This window comes from Streptomyces sp. NPDC016677 (assembly GCF_055562815.1).
On sequence record NZ_JBVHEO010000001.1, the window covers coordinates 18,224 to 37,822 of the forward strand.

Here is a 19,599-nt window from a genome sequence, read left to right on the forward strand (position 1 = left end):
GCGCGGGGCGCCATCACTTTGCCGTGCGTGCGCGGCCGGTCACGTTTCGCGCAAATCGTCGGCGCCGCGCGGCACCATCGGCCCGGCCCGCACGTTGTCATGGGTGAGAGCGGATCGGAGCGGGCCCGGAGCGGACCGGAGGCGGGCGGTAGTCGTCGCGGCAGGCCTCCCGGCGTGACGGTGTCCTCGCTTACGATGGCCGTTGCTCACTCACGTCCAATGGAAAACGACCGTCCCAGGCCCGACCGGCAAGGAGACCAACCCCCGTGTCCGTCCTCTCGAAGATCATGCGTGCAGGCGAAGGCAAGATCCTGCGCAAGCTGCACCGCATCGCGGACCAGGTCAACTCCATCGAAGAGGACTTCGTCGACCTCTCCGACGCCGAGCTGCGGGCCCTCACCGATGAGTACAAGCAGCGCTACGCCGACGGCGAGAGCCTCGACGACCTGCTGCCCGAGGCCTTCGCCACCGTCCGCGAGGCCGCCAAGCGCGTCCTCGGCCAGCGCCACTACGACGTGCAGCTGATGGGCGGCGCCGCCCTGCACCTGGGCTACGTCGCCGAGATGAAGACCGGTGAGGGCAAGACCCTCGTCGGCACCCTGCCCGCGTACCTGAACGCGCTGTCCGGTGACGGCGTCCACATCATCACGGTCAACGACTACCTGGCCGAGCGCGACTCCGAGATGATGGGCCGCGTCCACCGGTTCCTCGGCCTGGAGGTCGGCTGCATCCTCGCCAACATGACGCCGGCCCAGCGCCGCGAGATGTACGGCTGCGACATCACGTACGGCACGAACAACGAGTTCGGCTTCGACTACCTCCGCGACAACATGGCGTGGTCCAAGGACGAACTCGTCCAGCGCGGCCACAACTTCGCCATCGTCGACGAGGTCGACTCCATCCTCGTCGACGAGGCCCGTACGCCGCTGATCATCTCCGGCCCGGCCGACCAGGCCACCAAGTGGTACGGCGACTTCGCCAAGCTGGTCACCCGCCTCAAGCGCGGCGAGGCCGGCAACCCGCTCAAGGGCGTCGAGGAGACCGGCGACTACGAGGTCGACGAGAAGAAGCGCACGGTCGCCATCCACGAGTCCGGCGTCGCCAAGGTCGAGGACTGGCTGGGCATCGACAACCTCTACGAGTCGGTCAACACCCCGCTCGTCGGCTATCTGAACAACGCCATCAAGGCGAAGGAACTGTTCAAGAAGGACAAGGACTACGTCGTCATCGACGGCGAGGTCATGATCGTCGACGAGCACACCGGCCGTATCCTCGCCGGCCGCCGCTACAACGAGGGCATGCACCAGGCGATCGAGGCGAAGGAAGGGGTGGACATCAAGGACGAGAACCAGACCCTCGCCACGATCACCCTGCAGAACTTCTTCCGCCTCTACGACAAGCTCTCCGGCATGACCGGTACGGCGATGACCGAGGCCGCCGAGTTCCACCAGATCTACAAGCTCGGCGTGGTCCCGATCCCGACCAACAAGCCGATGGTCCGCAAGGACCAGTCCGACCTGATCTACCGCACCGAGGTCGCCAAGTTCGAGGCGGTCGTCGACGACATCGCCGAGAAGCACGAGAAGGGCCAGCCGATCCTGGTCGGCACCACCTCGGTCGAGAAGTCCGAGTACCTCTCGCAGCAGCTCTCCAAGCGCGGCATCCAGCACGAGGTGCTCAACGCCAAGCAGCACGACCGGGAGGCGACGATCGTCGCCCAGGCCGGCCGCAAGGGCGCCGTGACGGTCGCCACCAACATGGCCGGCCGCGGTACGGACATCAAGCTCGGCGGCAACCCCGAGGACCTCGCCGAGGCGGAGCTGCGCCAGCGCGGCCTCGACCCCGAGGAGCACATCGAGGAGTGGGCGGCGGCCCTGCCCGCCGCCCTGGAGCGCGCCGAGCAGGCCGTCAAGGCCGAGAAGGAAGAGGTCGAGCGGCTCGGCGGGCTGTACGTGCTCGGTACCGAACGGCACGAGTCGCGGCGTATCGACAACCAGCTGCGCGGTCGTTCCGGCCGTCAGGGCGACCCCGGCGAGTCCCGGTTCTACCTCTCCCTCGGCGACGACCTGATGCGCCTGTTCAAGGCCCAGATGGTCGAGCGCGTGATGTCCATGGCGAACGTGCCGGACGACGTGCCGATCGAGAACAAGATGGTCACGCGCGCGATCGCGTCCGCCCAGTCGCAGGTCGAGCAGCAGAACTTCGAGACCCGCAAGAACGTCCTGAAGTACGACGAGGTCCTCAACCGGCAGCGCGAGGTCATCTACGGCGAGCGGCGCCGCGTCCTGGAGGGCGAGGACCTCCAGGAGCAGATCCAGCACTTCATGAACGACACGATCGAGGCCTATGTCCGGGCCGAGACCGCCGAGGGCTTCCCGGAGGACTGGGACCTGGACCGGCTGTGGGGCGCCTTCAAGCAGCTCTACCCGGTGAAGGTCACCATCGAGGAGCTGGAGGAGGCGGCCGGCGACCGGGCCGGGCTGACCGCCGAGTACATCGAGGAGTCCATCAAGGACGACATCAGCGAGCAGTACGAGGCGCGGGAGAAGCAGCTCGGCTCCGAGATCATGCGGGAGCTGGAGCGCCGGGTCGTGCTGTCGGTCCTGGACCGCAAGTGGCGCGAGCACCTCTACGAGATGGACTACCTCCAGGAGGGCATCGGCCTGCGCGCCATGGCGCAGAAGGACCCGCTGGTCGAGTACCAGCGCGAGGGCTTCGACATGTTCACCGCCATGATGGACGGCATCAAGGAGGAGTCCGTCGGCTACCTGTTCAACCTGGAGGTCCAGGTCGAGCAGCAGGTCGAGGAGGTCCCCGTCGAGGACGAGAAGCCGTCCCTGGAGAAGGGCCCGCAGGACGCGGTGCCGGCCCAGGCGAGTGCCTCGCGGCCCGAGATCCGCGCCAAGGGGCTCGACGCCCCGCAGCGGCGCAACCTCCACCTGTCCGCGCCGACCGTGGACGGCGAGGGCGGTGTCGTCGAGCGCGAGGAGCGCGCCGACGAGGAGCCGGCCCGCTCCGAGAGCGACGGCCTGACCCGCGCGGAGCGCCGCAAGCAGGCGAAGGGCGGGCGGCGCCGCAAGAAGTGACGGCGGTGTCCGCGGCGGTCCGGCCGTCGCGGGCCGCCGCCCTACGGAGGGCCGGGTCACCCGAGGGTGCCCGGCCCTCCGGGCGTTCACGCGGGGCATTCTGATCAGCGCGGTCAGCCCGGTCAGCGGAGGTCCTCTCGGGGCGGGCGGGGGCCGCCCAGTTCCACGGCGGTGCAGCGCCAGCGCAGGTCCGGTCCGCACTCCAGGCGGAAGGCCATCGCCCGCAGCCGGTCGCCCGCGCCGATGCGGGCGAAGACCTCCACGGCGCCGGGACGCGGTTCGAACCAGCCGATGTCCCGGACGACGGGCCGGGCGCCGCGGGTGCGCAGGGGGCCGCGCTCGGCGAGCCGCACCAGGTCGTCGTAGGCCTGGCCGACGGTGTGCCGGAGCATGGAGTGGACCGGGCTGCGCCCGCTGAGCACCGCGAGGAGCCGCTCCGCGAAGAGATCGGCGGGGTGGGGCTGCGGGACGGCGTGCCGTGCCCGCCGGGCGGGGACGAGGGGCGTCGGGGGCCAGGAGACGGCCGCCGGGGCGGGGCGGGCCTCCTGACGGCCTCCGGCGGCCCGCCGGCCGGGGGTGGCCACGCGTGCGTTCCGGGTGGCTGCGAGGGCGGCTGGGGTGGCTGTGCGCGTGGCTGGGGTGGCTGGTGTGGCCACGCGTGCGGATGGGGTGGCTGCGGGGGCGGTCGGGGTGGCCGCGCGTGCGGTCCGCTTCCGGCCCGGGGTGGCCGCGCGGCCGGTGGCCGGAGGGCCGCCCGGGGAGCCCGGCGGGCGGGTGTCCTGGGGGCGGGTGCGGCGCTGGACGGGCCCCGGGGAGGAGCCGGGAGGCCGCTCCTCGGGCACCGCGGTCCAGGTGGCGGCCGTACCGGGGCCGCGCGGCGGGGTGCCGGCGGGGCGGCGGGAGTCGTGGCGGCCGGGCGGGCGTGAGCCAGGGTGCCCGGGCGGGCGTGAGCCGGGGTGTCCGGGCGGGCGGGTGCCCGGGTGGCGGTGCTGTGCCCTGTTCGTGGTCCGGCTCATGGCCCTGCTCATGACCTTGTTCATGGGATCCCCGTTCGGTGGCCCGTGGCATACCGGGCGGTAACTTGCTGTTGCGGACCTTGTACGGGGTGTGGTGGTGCGCTGGCAAGGGGGTGGGGACGGGTCCGACCGGGGCGCGAAGTTCACCTGTCCGGGTGGCCGGACCGGTGCCGGTCCCGGGATGGCGAGGGTGCGCCGGGTGAAGTTCCGGCGCGAAGTTGACACCTGCGGCGATTCGGCGGGAACTCGATGGGGGACCCCCGGCGCGTATCCTGATGACTCTTCCGCCCCGCCTCGACCTGAGCGGACCCGACCGGACCCGACCACGAAAGCGGCCAGCCATGCGCGTCTACGTCCCCCTGACCCTCCCCGGTCTCGCCGGGGCGCACCGGTCGGGGCATCTGGGGAGCGGGCCGTTCACCGCCTACGCCGTCACGCCCGCGCTGCGCGAGTGGTACCTCTCGGACGACATCGAGGAACTGGAGTACGCCGCCCTCAACCGGGCCGCCCTGGCCTCGCTGCGGCTGCTGGCCGGGGACGCCGCGGCCCCCCGGCGCCGGGTCGTGGTCGCCGTCGACGTGTCCGACGGCGCCGCGGCGGCCGATCCCGGCCGGGGACCGGACCCGGCCGCGCTCGGTGAGGTCCGGGTCGCCGGGAGCGTGCCGCTCGGCAAGGCGGCGGCGGTGCACGTCGACTCGGCCGACGCGGAGGCGGACGTGAGCGCCGCGGCGGACGCGCTGGCGGCGGCGGACGGCGGGGACGACGACGCCCAGTTCGTGGTGGACGGGGCCGAGGACCACGAACTGCTCTGGTACGCGACGCAGGAGATCCCGAACCTGGTGGGACTCGCCGGCTGACACCGCCCCGGGCCCGGCGGTTACTCACGGTGACCCTTGATTGTCAGTGGCGGCGGGTACGTTTGCGGGCATGGGGATGCGAACGCGGACAGGGGCGCACATCGTCTGGGACTGGAACGGCACGCTGTTCCACGACAACGACGCCATCATCGGGGCGACGAACGCGGCCTTCGCCGAGCTGGGCCTGGAGCCCATCACGCTGGAGCGGTACCGGGCGCTGTACTGCGTGCCGGTGCCCAAGTTCTACGAGCGGCTGATGGGAAGGCTGCCCACCGACGCCGAATGGCAGGTCATGGACGAGGCCTTCCAGCGCCACTACACCGCGCACCGGGTGCGGTGCGGCCTCGCCGACGGGGCGACGGAGCTGCTCGCGGGGTGGCGGTCGGTGGGACACAGCCAGTCGATCCTCAGCCTGTACGGCCATGAGGAACTGGTCCCGATGGTGCGGGGGTTCGGGATCGAGACGCACTTCATACGGGTCGACGGGCGCACCGGTCCCTCCGGCGGCGGCAAGGCCGAGCACATGGTGCGGCACCTGGCGGCGCTGGCCGGGGTGGCCGGGGTGGACCCCGCCCGGACGGTCGTCATCGGGGACGCCGTCGACGACGCGACCGCCGCGCGGCACGCGGGGGCGCGGGCGGTGCTGTACACCGGTGGCTCGCACAGCCGTACGAGCCTGGAGGCGGCGGGCGTGCCCGTGGTGGACACGCTGGCGGAGGCGGTCAAGGAGGCCGAGCGGCTGGCCGCGTGAGCGGCCCGCGTGCGCCCCACGCGGGCCGCCGGCGCCCGTCGCTGTGCGGAACGTCAAAGTTCCGCCCCCGGTTTTGTACACATGCGGCTCATGACGGGTTCCGGGGAAGGAGCGATAGCCTTATGGCGTGATCAGCGCGATAGCTCGCGGGGGCATCCGTGTCCCTGCCCTGCGCCCGGAGAGCACGGACGACATCCGTGACCGGGCGGCGGTCGCTGGTCCTCGCGGGCGGGACGGGGTGTCGAGGAACCCCGAGGCGCCGAGCATCCCCCGGACGGTGACACCGACGAGAGCGGTATCACACCCGGCGGACGCGTCGGACATGGCTGATATGCCCCCGCTCCTCTCACCTTGCGGCATAGCGTCGGATCAGAACGGACACCCCGCGTCTGGGCGTTGCGTCGGAAGGCAGGAGACCGTACTTCCTTCTACGTCACGCAACGGCGCGCGACAGGAGCCAGAGGACAATGCAGACCAAGCTGGACGAAGCAAAGACCGAGCTGCTCGACAGGGCCGCACGGGTAGCTGAGAACAGCCCGGTCGGGGGGTACCTACCGACTGGGACGACGGACGAGGGCTCCCCGGACACCCCGGACCGTGAATCCGTGTTCGCGTTCCTCCAGCGCTACTACCGGCACACCGCCCCGGAGGACCTGGGCGACCGCGAACCGGTCGACGTCTTCGGAGCGGCCGTCTCGCACCACCGGCTGGCCGAGAACCGCCCGCAGGGCACGGCCAACGTCCGGGTGCACACCCCGACGGTCGAGGAGAACGGCTGGACGTGCAGCCACTCCGTGGTCGAGGTGGTCACCGACGACATGCCCTTCCTGGTCGACTCCGTCACCAACGAGCTGACCCGGCAGGGACGCGGCATCCACGTCGTCGTCCACCCGCAGTTCGTGGTGCGGCGCGACGTCACCGGCAAGCTCGTCGAGGTGCTCACCACCTCGCCCGGCAAGGACCTCCCGCACGACGCGCACGTCGAGTCCTGGATCCACGTCGAGATCGACCGCGAGACCGACCGCGCCGACCTGAAGCAGATCACCGCCGATCTGCTGCGGGTGCTGTCCGACGTGCGCGAGACCGTCGAGGACTGGGGCAAGATGCGCGAGGCGGCCGTCCGCCTCGCCGAGGGCCTGCCCGCCGAGCCCGCCCCCGACGACCTCGACCCGCAGGAGCTGGAGGAGGCCCGCGAGCTGCTGCGCTGGCTGGCCGACGACCACTTCACCTTCCTCGGCTACCGCGAGTACCAGCTGCGCGGCGACGACTCCCTCGCCGCCGTCCCCGGCTCGGGCCTGGGCATCCTGCGCGCCGACCCGCACCACGAGTCGGGTGAGGACCACCCGGTCAGCCCGTCCTTCGAGCGGCTGCCCGCCGACGCCCGGGCCAAGGCCCGCGAGCACAAGCTGCTGGTGCTGACCAAGGCCAACAGCCGGGCGACCGTGCACCGGCCCTCCTACCTGGACTACATCGGCGTCAAGAAGTTCGACGCCGAGGGCAATGTCGTCGGGGAGCGCCGGTTCCTCGGACTGTTCTCCTCCGCCGCCTACACCGAGTCCGTCCGCCGGGTGCCGGTCATCCGGCGCAAGGTGCGGGAGGTGCTGGAGCGGGCCGGGTTCTCGCCCAACAGCCACGACGGCCGCGACCTGCTCCAGATCCTGGAGACGTACCCGCGCGACGAGCTGTTCCAGACGCCGGTCGGTGAGCTGCAGACCATCGCGACCTCCGTGCTCTACCTCCAGGAGCGCCGCCGGCTGCGGCTCTACCTGCGCCAGGACGAGTACGGGCGCTACTACTCCGCCCTCGTCTACCTCCCCCGGGACCGCTACACCACCGGCGTCCGGCTGCGGATCATCGACATCCTCAAGGAGGAACTCGGCGGCATCAGCGTCGACTTCACCGCCTGGAACACCGAGTCGATCCTCTCCCGGCTGCACTTCGTCGTCCGCGTCCCGCAGGGCACCGAACTGCCCCAGCTGTCCGACGCCGACAAGGACCGCATCGAGGCCCGTCTCGTGGAGGCCGCCCGGTCCTGGGCGGACGGCTTCGCCGAGGCGCTCACCGCGGAGTTCGGCGAGGAGCGCTCCGCCGAGCTGCTGCGCCGCTACGGCAGCGCCTTCCCCGAGGGCTACAAGGCCGACCACGGCCCCCGCTCGGCCGTCGCCGACCTCGCCCACCTCGAAGCGCTGGACGAGGAGCGCACCTTCGCGCTGAGCCTGTACGAGCCGGTCGGCGCCGCGCCCGAGGAACGCCGGTTCAAGATCTACCAGAAGGGCGGCTCGGTCTCCCTCTCCGCCGTCCTGCCGGTGCTCAGCCGGCTCGGCGTCGAGGTCACCGACGAACGCCCGTACGAGCTGCGCTGTGCCGACCGCACCACCACGGCCTGGATCTACGACTTCGGCCTGCGCATGCCGAAGGTGGTGGCCGGCGGCGCCGACTACCTCGGCGACGACGCCCGTGAGCGCTTCCAGGACGCCTTCGCCGCGGCCTGGAACGGCAAGGCGGAGAACGACGGCTTCAACGCCCTGGTGCTCAGCGCGGGCCTGACCTGGCGGCAGGCGATGGTGCTGCGCGCGTACGCCAAGTACCTGCGGCAGGCCGGGTCGACGTTCAGCCAGGACTACATGGAGGACACCCTCCGCAACAACGTCCACACCACCCGGCTGCTCGTCTCGCTGTTCGAGGCGCGGATGTCGCCCGACCGGCAGCGCGCCGGGCACGAGATCGTCGACGCCCTCCTCGAAGAGCTGGAGGCCGCCCTCGACCAGGTCGCCAGCCTCGACGAGGACCGCATCCTGCGGGCCTTCCTCACCGTCATCAAGGCGACGCTGCGCACCAACTTCTTCCAGCGGACCCAGGCGGGCCGGCCGCACGACTACGTCTCGATGAAGTTCGACCCGCAGGCCATCCCCGACCTCCCCGCGCCCCGGCCGGCGTTCGAGATCTGGGTGTACTCGCCGCGCGTCGAGGGCGTGCACCTGCGGTTCGGCAAGGTCGCGCGCGGCGGCCTGCGCTGGTCGGACCGCAGGGAGGACTTCCGTACCGAGATCCTCGGCCTGGTCAAGGCGCAGATGGTGAAGAACACCGTCATCGTGCCGGTCGGCGCCAAGGGCGGCTTCGTCGCCAAGCAGCTGCCCGACCCGAGCGTGGACCGGGACGCGTGGATGGCGGAAGGCATCGCCAGCTACAAGTGCTTCATCTCCGCCCTGCTCGACATCACCGACAACATGGTGGCCGGCGAGGTCGTCCCGCCCGCCGACGTGGTCCGGCACGACGGGGACGACACCTACCTGGTCGTCGCCGCCGACAAGGGCACCGCCACCTTCTCCGACATCGCCAACGAGGTCGCCGAGAGCTACGACTTCTGGCTCGGGGACGCCTTCGCCTCCGGCGGTTCGGCCGGTTACGACCACAAGGGCATGGGCATCACCGCGCGCGGTGCCTGGGAGTCCGTCAAGCGGCACTTCCGGGAGCTGGGCACGGACACCCAGAGCGAGGACTTCACGGTCGTCGGCATCGGTGACATGTCCGGCGACGTGTTCGGCAACGGCATGCTGCTCAGCGAGCACATCCGCCTGGTCGCCGCCTTCGACCACCGCCACATCTTCATCGACCCCAAGCCCGACGCGGCCGTCTCCTACGCCGAGCGCCGCCGCCTCTTCGAGCTGCCGCGCTCCTCCTGGGCCGACTACGACAAGGAGCTGCTGTCGGCGGGCGGCGGGATCTTCCCGCGGTCGGCCAAGTCGATCCCGGTCAACGCGCACATCCGGGAGGCCCTGGGCATCGAGGGCAAGGTCTCCAAGATGACCCCGGCCGACCTGATGAAGGCCATCCTCCAGGCGCCCGTCGACCTGCTGTGGAACGGCGGCATCGGTACGTACGTGAAGGCGTCCACCGAGTCCAACGCCGACGTCGGCGACAAGGCCAACGACGCCATCCGCGTCGACGGCAAGGACCTGCGCGTCCAGGTCGTCGGCGAGGGCGGCAACCTGGGCCTGACCCAGCTCGGCCGGATCGAGTTCGCCTCGAAGGGCGGCCGGGTCAACACCGACGCCATCGACAACAGCGCGGGCGTCGACACCTCCGACCACGAGGTGAACATCAAGATCCTGCTCAACGGCCTGGTCGCGGACGGCGACATGACGGTGAAGCAGCGCAACAAGGTGCTCGCCGGGATGACCGACGAGGTCGGCCGGCTGGTGCTGCGCAACAACTACGCGCAGAACACGGCGATCGCCAACGCGCTGGCCCAGTCCAAGGACATGCTCCACGCGCAGCAGCGGTTCATGAAGCACCTGGTGCGCGCGGGCCACCTGGACCGGGCGCTGGAGTTCCTGCCCACCGACCGCCAGATCCGCGAGCGGCTCAGCAACGGCCGCGGGCTGACCGGCCCGGAGACGGCCGTGCTGCTGGCGTACACGAAGATCACGGTCGCCGAGGAGCTGCTGCACACCTCGCTGCCCGACGACCCGTACCTGCGGACGCTGCTGCACGCGTACTTCCCGACCGCGCTGCGCGAACAGTTCGCCGACCGGATCGACAGCCACCCGCTGCGCCGCGAGATCACCACGACCGTGCTGGTCAACGACACGGTCAACACGGGCGGTACGACGTATCTGCACCGGCTGCGCGAAGAGACGGGGGCCTCGCTGGAGGAGATCGTGCGGGCGCAGACCGCGGCCCGCGCCATCTTCCGCTCGTACCCGGTGTGGGACGCGGTGGAGGGCCTGGACAACACGGTCGAGGCCGCCGTCCTGACCCGGATCCGGCTGCACTCGCGCCGCCTGGTCGAGCGCGGCACGCGCTGGCTGCTGAACAACCGGCCGCAGCCGCTCCAGCTCGCCGAGACGGTCGACTTCTTCGCCGAGCGGGTCGAGCAGGTCTGGTCGCAGCTGCCGAAGCTGCTGCGCGGCGCGGACGCCGACTGGTACCAGCGCATCCACGACGAGCTGACCGGCGCGGGCGTCCCGGACGAGGTGGCGACCCGGGTGGCCGGGTTCTCCTCGGCCTTCCCGACGCTGGACATCGTCTCGGTGGCCGACCGCACCGGCAAGGAGCCGCTGGACGTCGCCGAGGTGTACTACGACCTCGCCGACCGGCTGACCATCACCCAGCTGATGGACCGCATCAGCGACCTGCCGCGCGCCGACCGCTGGCAGTCCATGGCCCGCGCGGCGATCCGCGAGGACCTGTACGCCGCGCACGCGGCCCTCACCGCCGACGTACTGGCGGCGGGCAACGGGACGTCGACGCCGGAGCAGCGGTTCGAGGTGTGGGAGCGGAAGAACGCGGCGATCCTCGGGCGGGCGCGGGCCACGCTGGAGGAGATCCGGAGTTCGGACGCGTTCGATCTGGCCAATCTGTCGGTGGCGATGCGGACGATGCGGACGCTGCTGCGCACGCATTCATGACCGGTGACCCCCAGCTGACCGGACATTCGGGGCAACCCGGATAAAGTGGCCGGATGGCTGGGTGGTCCGGGTCCGCGTCGGGTTCCAGGCCGAGCACGGTGGCCGTCCCTTGGGCGGTCGCCGTGCTCGTGCTTTTTCTGCTGCTGCTGGTCGTGGTCCGGCTGCCGTGGGCCGGTGACCTCGGGCTGCACGCCGCCACCGTCGAACGGCTGCGGCACAGCCTGACCGACCCCGGCAACCCGCTGGTCGACGCGGACACGCCGAGCCCGTACTACTCGCCATGGACGGTCGTCCTCGGGGCCGTCGCCAAGGTCAGCGGGGCCTCGGTCTTCGTGGTGCTGCGGCTGGGCGCGCTGGCCGGGCTGGGGCTGCTGGTGACGGGCGTGTGGCGGTACGTGCGGACGCTCAGCGCGCACCGGGCGGCGCCGGCGCTGGCGCTGCTGTGTCTGATGCTGCTGTGGGGTACCGAGGTGTTCGCGTGGAGCGGGTTCCTCGGGCTGAACTCGCTGGCGCTGACGGTGGCGTACCCGAGTGTGCTCGCCCTGGGGCTCGCCTTCCACCTGTGGGCCGGGCTGGCGTCGGCGGCCGGCGGCGGGGGCGGGGGCGGGTGGGGGGAGTGGCTGGGGCTCGGGGTGCTGTGGGCGGTGGTCCTGCTGTGCCATCAGTTCACGGGGGTGGTGGCCTCGCTGGGGGCCGTCGCCGTGCTGGTCGCGGGGCGGCGGGTGTGGCCGGTGGCCTGGGTGCGGATCGTGGGCGGGGTGGCGCTCGGGGCGGGGGTGCTGTGGGGGTGGCCGTACTACGACTTCTTCGCGCTGTTCGGGGCGGGGGGCGGGCTGGAGGCGGTGCACCGGCCGTTGTACGAGGACGTGGCCGGGCGGTACTGGCTGGTGCTGGTGGGGGTCGTCGCGCTGGGGGTGCGGTGGGGCCGGGACCGGTGGGACGCGCTGGTGCTGTTCTTCGTGCTGGGGGTGGTCCTGGTCGGGGCGGGGGGAGTCGGCGGGCACTGGTCGTGGGGGCGGGCGTTGCCGGCGGTGGTGATCCCGGCGCAGGTCGCGGCGGCGGTGGAGGTGGCGGGAGCGGGGCGGCGGGGGGTACGGGCCGGCTCCGCGTGCGTGCTGGCCGGGGCGTTGGCGGTGGGGGCGTGGACGCAGGCGGGGACGGTGGGGTACGTGGTCGGGCGGGGGGTGTTGCCGGGGGCGGTGGAGGCCAAGTACCGGGAGCCTTGGAAGGGGTACCACTGGATCACGCCGTGGGTGCGGTACGGGGACGTGGTGATGGCGCGAGTGCGGGCGGCGCGGCAGATTCCGGCGTACGGGGCGTACACGGTGGCGCCGGGATATCCGGACTTCTTCCTGCCGGACGAGGAGGAGCGGGGGCAGGCGGTGCGCAGGTATTTCTCCGACGGGGCGTCGGACCGGGAGCGCAGGGAGGTCGAGCGGCGGTACGGGGTGCGGTGGGTGGTGGGAGAGGCGGGCGAGGAGGGCGAGGCGGGCGAGGAGAGCGAGGCGGGCGAGGGTCAGTCGGTCGGGGCGTTGCGGGCGGTGGTGCGAGGGCCTGGTGGGCAGGTGCTGTACGCGGTGGTGCCGTGAGGTGGGCGCGCGGCCCGGCGTGTGGCGGGGTGCCGCAGGCTGGGCAGGCTGGGCAGAGTGCGGTGGAGCGGTGTGGGTCAGCGCAGGTGGTGGATCAGGGGGCGTACGGCTGATGCCAGTGCGCCCACCGGCTGCCAGCGGAGCTGGAGGCGGCCCGGGGCGTGGCCTTCCGGTTCGACGGTGAGCCGGTGAGGTGTGGTGCCGGAGCGGTAGGGGACGCGGGCCGTGAAGGGCGGGAAGGCCGGCGGGGCCAGGAGGAGGCCCGTGTGGGCACGGCCCTCGTGGCGGAGGCGGAGCACGGGGTGCCGTACGCCGTCGAAGCCCCACAGGGGCAGGCGGGCCGCCGCCAGGTCCAGGCGGACGCGGCCCTCGAAGACACCGGGGCTGACGGGGGAGAGGCGGAAGGGGACCGTCATCCGGCGTCTGCCCGGGGTGAGGAGGAGGGTGGCGCGCCGGGGGCCGACCGGGAGGCGCAGGGCCGGGTCGTAGGTGCGGACGGTCAGGTCGACCGAAGCGCCCGGGCCCCGGCCGACGTCCGTGATCTCGTGCCGGAACGGGGCGTCGAAGAACGGCCGGGTGTCCAGTTCCAGGTCGGTGAGGTCCAGCTCGCGGCGGGCCGCGGCACCCTCCGGAACCCGGTCGCCCCAGTACGTCCGGCCGTCGGGGCCGGTCGTGACCCGCCGGGGTGCCACGTCGTGCCCCAGGCCCCGCGCGGCCTGCCGGGCGTCGGCGAACCGGCGGTCGCGGACGAGCTGGACGACGACCCGTTCGGCGCGCGGCAGCCGGGCGTACGCCCCCGGCGCGAGGGTGTCCAGGTAGGGGACGACGAGGTCCGCGAAGGAGGCGAGCCACGCCTCGTCGCGGTAGGGCAGGTCACCGGCGTACATCCGGAAGTCGTGCTTGAGGAACTTGTGGTCCTTGTCCTCCCGCAGCGACTCGTGTCCGCTCTCGGCGAGGAACGCGTCGATCAGGCGTTGCACGTGGACGCGGTCGGCGACGTTGGCCAGCCGGTCGCGCTGGTTGGAGATGGAGGCGGCGGAGGCGGCGGCGTACGGGGCGATGTACCAGAGGTAGACCGGCTCCGGGACGATCGTGAACGTCTTGGCCAGGCAGTACGCCTGGGCCGAGAAGAGCTGGTCCTCGTAGTGGATGCCCTCGGGGAAGCGGAGGTGGTGCCGGTCGAGGAAGGCGCGGGCGTACATCTTGCTGGTGGCGAGGTGCTCGAAGAAGAGGCGGGGGTCGGCCTCGATGCCGTCGAGGGTGCGGTGCTCGGCGACCAGGTGGGGCATCCAGGTGGAACGGCGGCCGTTGTCGACGCGGATCCGGCGTACGGCGCCCATCGCGAAGTCGAGGTCGCGGGCGCGGTGGGCGGCGAGCAGGGTCTCGACGGCGCGTTCGGGGAGTTCGTCGTCGCTGTCCAGGAACATCAGGTACGGGGCACGGGAGATCTCGATGCCGCGGTTGCGCGGGGCGCTGCAGCCGCCGCTGTTCTCGGGCAGGCGGACGTACACGATGCGCGGGTCCTCGGCGGCCAGGGCGCGGGCGACGGCCGGGGTGCCGTCCGTGGAGTGGTCGTCGCTGATGACGATCTCCAGGCCGGCGTGGGTCTGGCGGCGGACGGAGGCGACGGCCCTCGGCAGGCGTTCGGCGTCGTTGTGGACGATGACGGTGACGGTGACGTCGGGGCGGGTCACGCGGCCTCCTCGGGGGTCGGTGCCGGGGTGCGCTCCGCCAGCGGCAGCACCGGGGGCAGCGCGTCCTCGTCCTGGCCGAGGAAGACCCGGCGTACGACGCGTTCGGCGGCGCGTCCGTCGTCGTACTCGCAGAAGCGGCGGCGGAAGGCGGCCCGCGCCTTCGTCGCGTTCGCGTCGCGCCAGGCGTCCGTGGTGAGGATCTCCGTCAGGTCGGCCTGGGTGCGGGCGACCGGCCCCGGCGGTTCGGCCAGGAGGTCGAAGTAGACGCCGCGGGTCTCCCGGTAGACCTCCCAGTCGTCGGCGTGGATGACGATGGGGCGGTCCAGGTTGGCGTAGTCGAACATGATCGACGAGTAGTCGGTGACCAGCGCGTCGGCGGCCAGGCACAGGTCCTCGACGGGCTCGTAGGGGGAGACGTCGATGACGCGTCCGGTGCGGCGCGGGCCGGTGAGGGGGGAGGGGGCGGAGCCGTAGAAGTAGTGGGCGCGGACCAGGAGAACCGTTTCCTCGCCGAGGTCGCGGGCGAGGGCGGCGAGGTCCAGGCGGGGCGTCCAGCCGGCCTCGTAGTCGCGGTGGGTGGGGGCGTACAGGACGGCGCGGCGGCCGGGGGCGATGCCCAGGCGGGCGCGGATCGCGCGGATGCCGGCGGCGCGGGCGGTGTAGTAGACGTCGTTGCGCGGATAGCCGTGGTCCAGGGAGACCCAGCGCGACGGGTACGCCCGCTGCCACATACGGGTGGAGTGGCTGTTGGCGCTGACGCTGAAGTCCCATTTGTCGACGCGCTCCAGCAGGGCCTGGAAGTCGAGGCCCCGGGCGGCGGCCGGGTAGGGGAGCTGGTCCAGGCCCATGCGCTTGAGGGGCGTGCCGTGGTGGGTCTGGAGGTGGACCGCGTCCGGGCGTTTGACCACGGAATTGGGGAAGTTGACGTTGTTGACCAGGTACGTGGCGCTCGCCAGCGCCTGCGCGCAGCGGCGGGTGCCGGGGACGACGTGGTCGGTGCCGGGCGGGAGCAGGGCGGCGTCGGCGGCGTTCACGACCCACACCGGGCGGATCCACGGGGCGAGTTCGCCGAGCTTGGCGGCGATCGCGGCCGGGTTGCAGGCCACGCCGCGGTTCCAGTACGCCGAGAAGACCGCGAGGCGGGGGTCGGCCGGGGCGGTGAGCGCGCGCCGGTAGTGGTGGTCGCGGAGCAGGGCGGCGGCCTGGCGGCGGCGGGTGCGGACGGTCCCGCGGACGGCGCGGCGGGCCTTGTTGGCGGTCTGGAAGGCGCGGTACTTGGTGTAGGCGCCCTCTTCGAGGAGCGAGCGGCGCAGGCCCTCCGGGCCGGGCGGGCGCCGGTACCCCTCGGGGCGGCGGCGCAGGGCGGCCAGCGAGGCGCGGCGGAAGAACTCGCGGGCGACGGGCTCGGGCAGGCCGGCGCGGACGAAGGTGCGCAGGCAGTCGCGGACCATGAGGTCGTAGAGGACGGCGTACGGGGCCGGACGGCCGCGGGCGAGATCGAGCAGCGCCTCGTAGCGGTCGACCAGGGCGTAGTGCTGCTCGGCGGTGACCGGCGGGAGGCTCTCGGGGCGCGGCGGGCGGTGCTCGTACGCGGGGTGCGGCAGGGTGGCGACCCGGTCGGCGAGGAGCAGCGCGGCGCGGGCGGCGAACGGCTCGTCGCGGCCCGACGTCAGGAACGGTGCGTGCGCCCGCCAGAACGCGGCCCGGACCACCCGGGTGCCGAGCAGCGGAGCCGCCCTGAGCAGGGGCGCGTGGTCGTCGAGGGCGAGTGGTGCGCGGGCCGCGCGGTCAGTGTGGTCCGCGCGGCCCGTTCGGGCCAGCAGGGGGCCGTCGGGGGAGGGGAGGCCGGAGGTCCGCCAGGTGGAGCGGACGTGGTCGAGGAGGAGGATGTCGACCGGGGCGGGCAGGGCGGCGGCGCGCTCGGCGACGGCGCGCGGGGCGCCGGCGGGGAGCCCGTCCCCGGCGTGGACGAAGTGCAGCCAGCGGCCCGTCGCCCGGGCCGCCCCCGCCGCCCGGGAAGCGGCACCGTCCGTCCCGTCCGGCAGCGGCACCACCTGGAAGGCGGGGGTGTGCCGCTCGGCCGCCTCCCGCGCCCAGTCGCCGACGGCGGCGACGACGACCTCGGTGTCCGGGTGCGGGTGGGCGGCCAGGGAGGCGAGGAGCCCGGTCAGGTGGTCCCGGGTGTCGGGCCCGTGGACGACGACACTGAGTTCGGGCATCTCGGTGGTCTCCTTCGTCCGCGACGCTCCCCGGCACACCTGTCCGTCCGGACATAGTGGCATCAAACGGACGGAAGGGTTGAGCCGGGCTGCGCCTCACGAGGGAACCGAGGTGGCCGCCTTCGGGTCGGGGGCGGCGTCCGGCTTCGGGGCGGTCGTGTCGGTTTCCGGGGCCGGCTTGGGGGTGGTCGCTCCGGTCTCCGGGGTCGGCTTCGGGGCGGGGGCGGGTTCCGGCTTCGGGGCGGTCGTGTCGGTTTCCGGGGCCGGCTTGGGGGTGGTCGCTTCGGTCTCCGGGGCCGGCTTCGGGGCGGTCTTCGGCTTCGGTTTCGGCTTGGGCTTCGGCTTGGGCCGTGCCTTGTCGGGGCCGCCGGTGAACGCCTCGTACTCCTTGAGCACCTCGTCCGTCGGGCCGTCCATGCGCAGTTCGCCGCGCTCCAGCCACAGGACGCGGTCGCAGGTGTCGCGGATGGACTTGTTGCTGTGGCTCACCAGGAACACCGTGCCCGCGTGCTTGCGCAGCTCGCGGATGCGGGCCTCGGAGCGCTTCTGGAAGGAGCGGTCGCCGGTGGCGAGGGCCTCGTCGATGAGGAGGACGTCGTGGTCCTTGGCGGCGGCGATGGAGAAGCGCAGGCGGGCGGCCATGCCGGAGGAGTACGTGCGCATCGGGAGGGTGATGAAGTCGCCCTTCTCGTTGATGCCGGAGAAGTCGACGATCTCCTGGTAGCGCTCCTTGATCTGCTCGCGGGACATGCCCATCGCGAGGCCGCCGAGGTACACGTTGCGCTCGCCGGTGAGGTCGTTCATCAGGGCGGCGTTGACGCCGAGGAGGGACGGCTGGCCGTCGGTGTAGATCTTGCCGTTCTCCACCGGCAGCAGGCCGGCGACGGCCTTGAGCAGCGTCGACTTGCCGGAGCCGTTGGTGCCGATCAGACCGATGGCCTCGCCCCGGTACGCGGCGAAGGACACGTTCCGCACGGCGTGCACCCGGCGGACGCCGGACGCCTTCTCGGTCTGCTTGCGGCGGAGGATCCGGTTGAGGGCGGCGGTGGCGGTGCCCCGTCCCGCGCCGGTGCCGTTGACCCGGTAGACGATGTCGACGCCGTCCGCGACGACGGTGGGAACGCGCTCGTCAGTGTGCTCAGCCACGGCCGTAGGTCTCCTCAGCCTTCCAGAAGTAGATGAAGCCGCCGATCCCGGCGAGCAGGGCCCAGCCCAGGGCGAGCGCCCACACGTGCGAGGGGAGCTGGCTCGCGTGGAAGGTGTCGATCAGGGCGAAGCGCATCAGGTCGATGTAGACGGCGGCGGGGTTCGCCTGGAGGACCGGGCCGACCCAGGACGGCAGGTCGCCGTGCTTGTCGATGAGCTGGTCGATGCTCCACATCACGCCGGAGATGTACATCCAGGTGCGCAGCGCGAACGGCATCAGCTGGGCGATGTCGGGGATCTTGGACCCCAGCCGGGCCATGATCATCGCCACACCGGCGTTGAAGGTGAACTGGAGCACCAGGGCCGGGACCGCCAGCACCCAGGAGGGGGCCGGCGGCACACCGAAGGCCAGCAGGATGACGACCAGGGCGGCCATCGAGTACAGCAGCTGCTTGAGCTGCTGGAGGCAGAACGAGACCGGCAGCGCGGCGCGCGGGAAGTGCAGGGCCCGCACCAGGCCGAGGTTGCCGGAGATCGCCTTGGTGCCCGACATGATCGAACTCTGCGTGAAGGTCCAGATGAACACGCCCGTGACCAGGAACGGGACGTAGTCCGGCACGCCCTTCTTGGTCTGCAGCAGCACGCCGAAGATCAGGAAGTACACCGCCGCGTTCAGCAGCGGCGTCATGACCTGCCAGACCTGGCCCAGCTTGGCCTGGCTGTACTGGGCGGTGAGCTTGGCGGTGGAGAAGGCGCCGATGAAGTGCCGGCGGGCCCACAGCCGGCGCACGTAGTCGGGCAGGGAGGGGCGGGCGCCGCTGACCGACAGGCCGTGCCGGGCGGCGAGGGCCGCGAGGTCTTCGGTGCCGGCCGGTGACGGGGCGGTCGGCGGGGGCGGTGTGTGGAGGACCTGGCTCACATCCGCTGCTTTCACTCGGGGGAGGGGTGAGTAGTCGCGGTGCTACGTCGGGACGGGACCGTATCGTCGCAACGGGAGACTAGGCCGAATTGACGTCGGAACGCAACCGTTTCGTCCTCACGCCCCTATGCTTGGGGCGTATGACGACCAACGCCGACGAGCCTCAGCCACGTCCGCGCCGCAGGGCCCCCGCCGGGGCCGCCGTACTGCGGGCGGACGTGACGGAGGCCATCCGGGCGGCCGTCTTCGAGGAACTCGCGGCCGTCGGGTACGCGCGGATGTCCATCGAGGGGATCGCGCGCCGCGCGGGGGTGGGCAAGACGGCGGTGTACCGGCGCTGGCGCTCCAAGCTGCACCTGGTGCTCGACATCGTCTCGGCACTGGCCGTGCAGGGGCTGCCCGCCCCGGACACGGGCACGCTGGAGGGCGATCTGCGGCTGCTCTACGAGGTGACGTCCAGGGCGCTGCGGCATCCGGTCGCCTCGCAGGTCATCCCCGACCTCCAGGCGGAGGCGGCCCGCAACCCGGACATCGCCGAGGCCATGCAGAAGGCGCTGCGGGAGGGGCAGGACGGGGTCGCCAGCTCGATCCTGGCCGCGGCGCGGCGGCGCGGCGAGATCCGCGCGGGCTTCGACCACGACCTGGCGCTGGACCTGATCTCCGGGCCGCTGTACTGGCGGTCGGTGGTGATCAGGGGGCCCAAGCCGCCGAAGGGGTATCTGGGTGCGCTGACCCGGGCGACGGCGGCGGCGCTCAAGGCGTTGTGAGCGGGCAGGGGGGGCGTGAGAGGGGCGGCTGTCGGTCCCTGCCGGTCCCTGCCGGGCCTGCCGGTGCTGTGGGGCGAGGGTGCGCGGTGCGGCCGGGGCGGGTGAACGCCCCGGCTGGAGCGAGCGCGGGCTCGTCGTGCGGAC

General features: G+C 72.3%; 10 protein-coding genes and 1 pseudogene. 6 read left to right on the forward strand and 5 right to left on the reverse strand.

Annotated features, from left to right (window positions below):
• Positions 1-266: 266 nt before the first annotated feature.
• A complete protein-coding gene (gene secA / locus ACZ3IG_RS00085; RefSeq protein ID WP_467427561.1) occupies positions 267-3,086 on the forward strand; it encodes a preprotein translocase subunit SecA in 2,820 nt (939 codons plus the stop codon).
• Between the two features lie 122 nt (positions 3,087-3,208).
• Here secA and ACZ3IG_RS00090 read toward each other — a convergent pair whose 3' ends face one another.
• Positions 3,209-3,670 (reverse strand): Rv3235 family protein, encoded by a 462-nt coding sequence (locus ACZ3IG_RS00090; RefSeq protein WP_467427563.1) that lies wholly within the window; start codon positions 3,668-3,670, stop codon positions 3,209-3,211.
• Between the two features lie 773 nt (positions 3,671-4,443).
• On the opposite strand from ACZ3IG_RS00090, the gene ACZ3IG_RS00095 reads away from it, so the two are divergent.
• The 4 genes from ACZ3IG_RS00095 to ACZ3IG_RS00110 all read left to right on the forward strand — a co-directional run bounded on the left by ACZ3IG_RS00095 (position 4,444) and on the right by ACZ3IG_RS00110 (position 12,710).
• Entirely contained in the window at positions 4,444-4,959 is a 516-nt protein-coding gene (locus tag ACZ3IG_RS00095; RefSeq protein ID WP_467427565.1) for a DUF6912 family protein, read from the forward strand.
• A 76-nt stretch (positions 4,960-5,035) separates the two neighbouring features.
• Positions 5,036-5,710, forward strand: coding sequence for an HAD family hydrolase (locus ACZ3IG_RS00100; protein WP_467429125.1), 675 nt, complete (start codon positions 5,036-5,038; stop codon positions 5,708-5,710).
• A gap of 467 nt (positions 5,711-6,177) precedes the next feature.
• Positions 6,178-11,121 carry an NAD-glutamate dehydrogenase gene (locus ACZ3IG_RS00105; protein ID WP_467427567.1) on the forward strand — a complete coding sequence of 1,648 codons (4,944 nt, stop codon included), beginning with the start codon at positions 6,178-6,180 and terminating at the stop codon, positions 11,119-11,121.
• 53 nt (positions 11,122-11,174) lie between these two features.
• The gene (locus ACZ3IG_RS00110) at positions 11,175-12,710 is read left to right on the forward strand and encodes a hypothetical protein (RefSeq protein WP_467427569.1); all 1,536 of its coding nucleotides are present in this window, start codon (positions 11,175-11,177) and stop codon (positions 12,708-12,710) included.
• Between the two features lie 77 nt (positions 12,711-12,787).
• On the opposite strand, the gene ACZ3IG_RS00115 is transcribed toward ACZ3IG_RS00110, so the two are convergent.
• From ACZ3IG_RS00115 to ACZ3IG_RS00130, 4 genes and pseudogenes are all read right to left on the reverse strand, one after another.
• Positions 12,788-14,404 (reverse strand): glycosyltransferase family 2 protein, encoded by a 1,617-nt coding sequence (locus ACZ3IG_RS00115; protein WP_467427571.1) that lies wholly within the window; start codon positions 14,402-14,404, stop codon positions 12,788-12,790.
• Positions 14,401-16,623 carry a CDP-glycerol glycerophosphotransferase family protein gene (locus ACZ3IG_RS00120; RefSeq protein ID WP_467427572.1) on the reverse strand — a complete coding sequence of 741 codons (2,223 nt, stop codon included), beginning with the start codon at positions 16,621-16,623 and terminating at the stop codon, positions 14,401-14,403. The genes ACZ3IG_RS00115 and ACZ3IG_RS00120 overlap by 4 nt, the downstream gene beginning before the upstream one ends.
• Positions 16,624-16,917: 294 nt before the next feature.
• Positions 16,918-17,787, reverse strand: a pseudogene (locus ACZ3IG_RS00125) (ABC transporter ATP-binding protein); the annotation flags it as partial.
• Positions 17,762-18,688: an ABC transporter permease gene (locus tag ACZ3IG_RS00130; RefSeq protein WP_467427573.1), complete on the reverse strand. Its 927-nt coding sequence runs from the start codon at positions 18,686-18,688 to the stop codon at positions 17,762-17,764. The pseudogene ACZ3IG_RS00125 and the gene ACZ3IG_RS00130, both read right to left, overlap by 26 nt.
• Positions 18,689-18,828: 140 nt before the next feature.
• On the opposite strand from ACZ3IG_RS00130, the gene ACZ3IG_RS00135 reads away from it, so the two are divergent.
• Positions 18,829-19,455: a TetR/AcrR family transcriptional regulator gene (locus tag ACZ3IG_RS00135; protein WP_403538388.1), complete on the forward strand. Its 627-nt coding sequence runs from the start codon at positions 18,829-18,831 to the stop codon at positions 19,453-19,455.
• Positions 19,456-19,599: the final 144 nt, after the last annotated feature.

Excerpts from the sequence above, each read along its gene's own strand:
- ACZ3IG_RS00095 (WP_467427565.1), top strand. The coding sequence starts at position 4,444 with ATGCGCGTCTACGTCCCCCTGACCCTCCCCGGTCTCGCCGGGGCGCAC.
- ACZ3IG_RS00100 (WP_467429125.1), top strand. The coding sequence starts at position 5,036 with ATGCGAACGCGGACAGGGGCGCACATCGTCTGGGACTGGAACGGCACG.
- ACZ3IG_RS00105 (WP_467427567.1), top strand. The coding sequence starts at position 6,178 with ATGCAGACCAAGCTGGACGAAGCAAAGACCGAGCTGCTCGACAGGGCC.
- ACZ3IG_RS00110 (WP_467427569.1), top strand. The coding sequence starts at position 11,175 with ATGGCTGGGTGGTCCGGGTCCGCGTCGGGTTCCAGGCCGAGCACGGTG.
- ACZ3IG_RS00120 (WP_467427572.1), bottom strand. The coding sequence starts at position 16,623 with ATGCCCGAACTCAGTGTCGTCGTCCACGGGCCCGACACCCGGGACCAC.
- ACZ3IG_RS00135 (WP_403538388.1), top strand. The coding sequence starts at position 18,829 with ATGACGACCAACGCCGACGAGCCTCAGCCACGTCCGCGCCGCAGGGCC.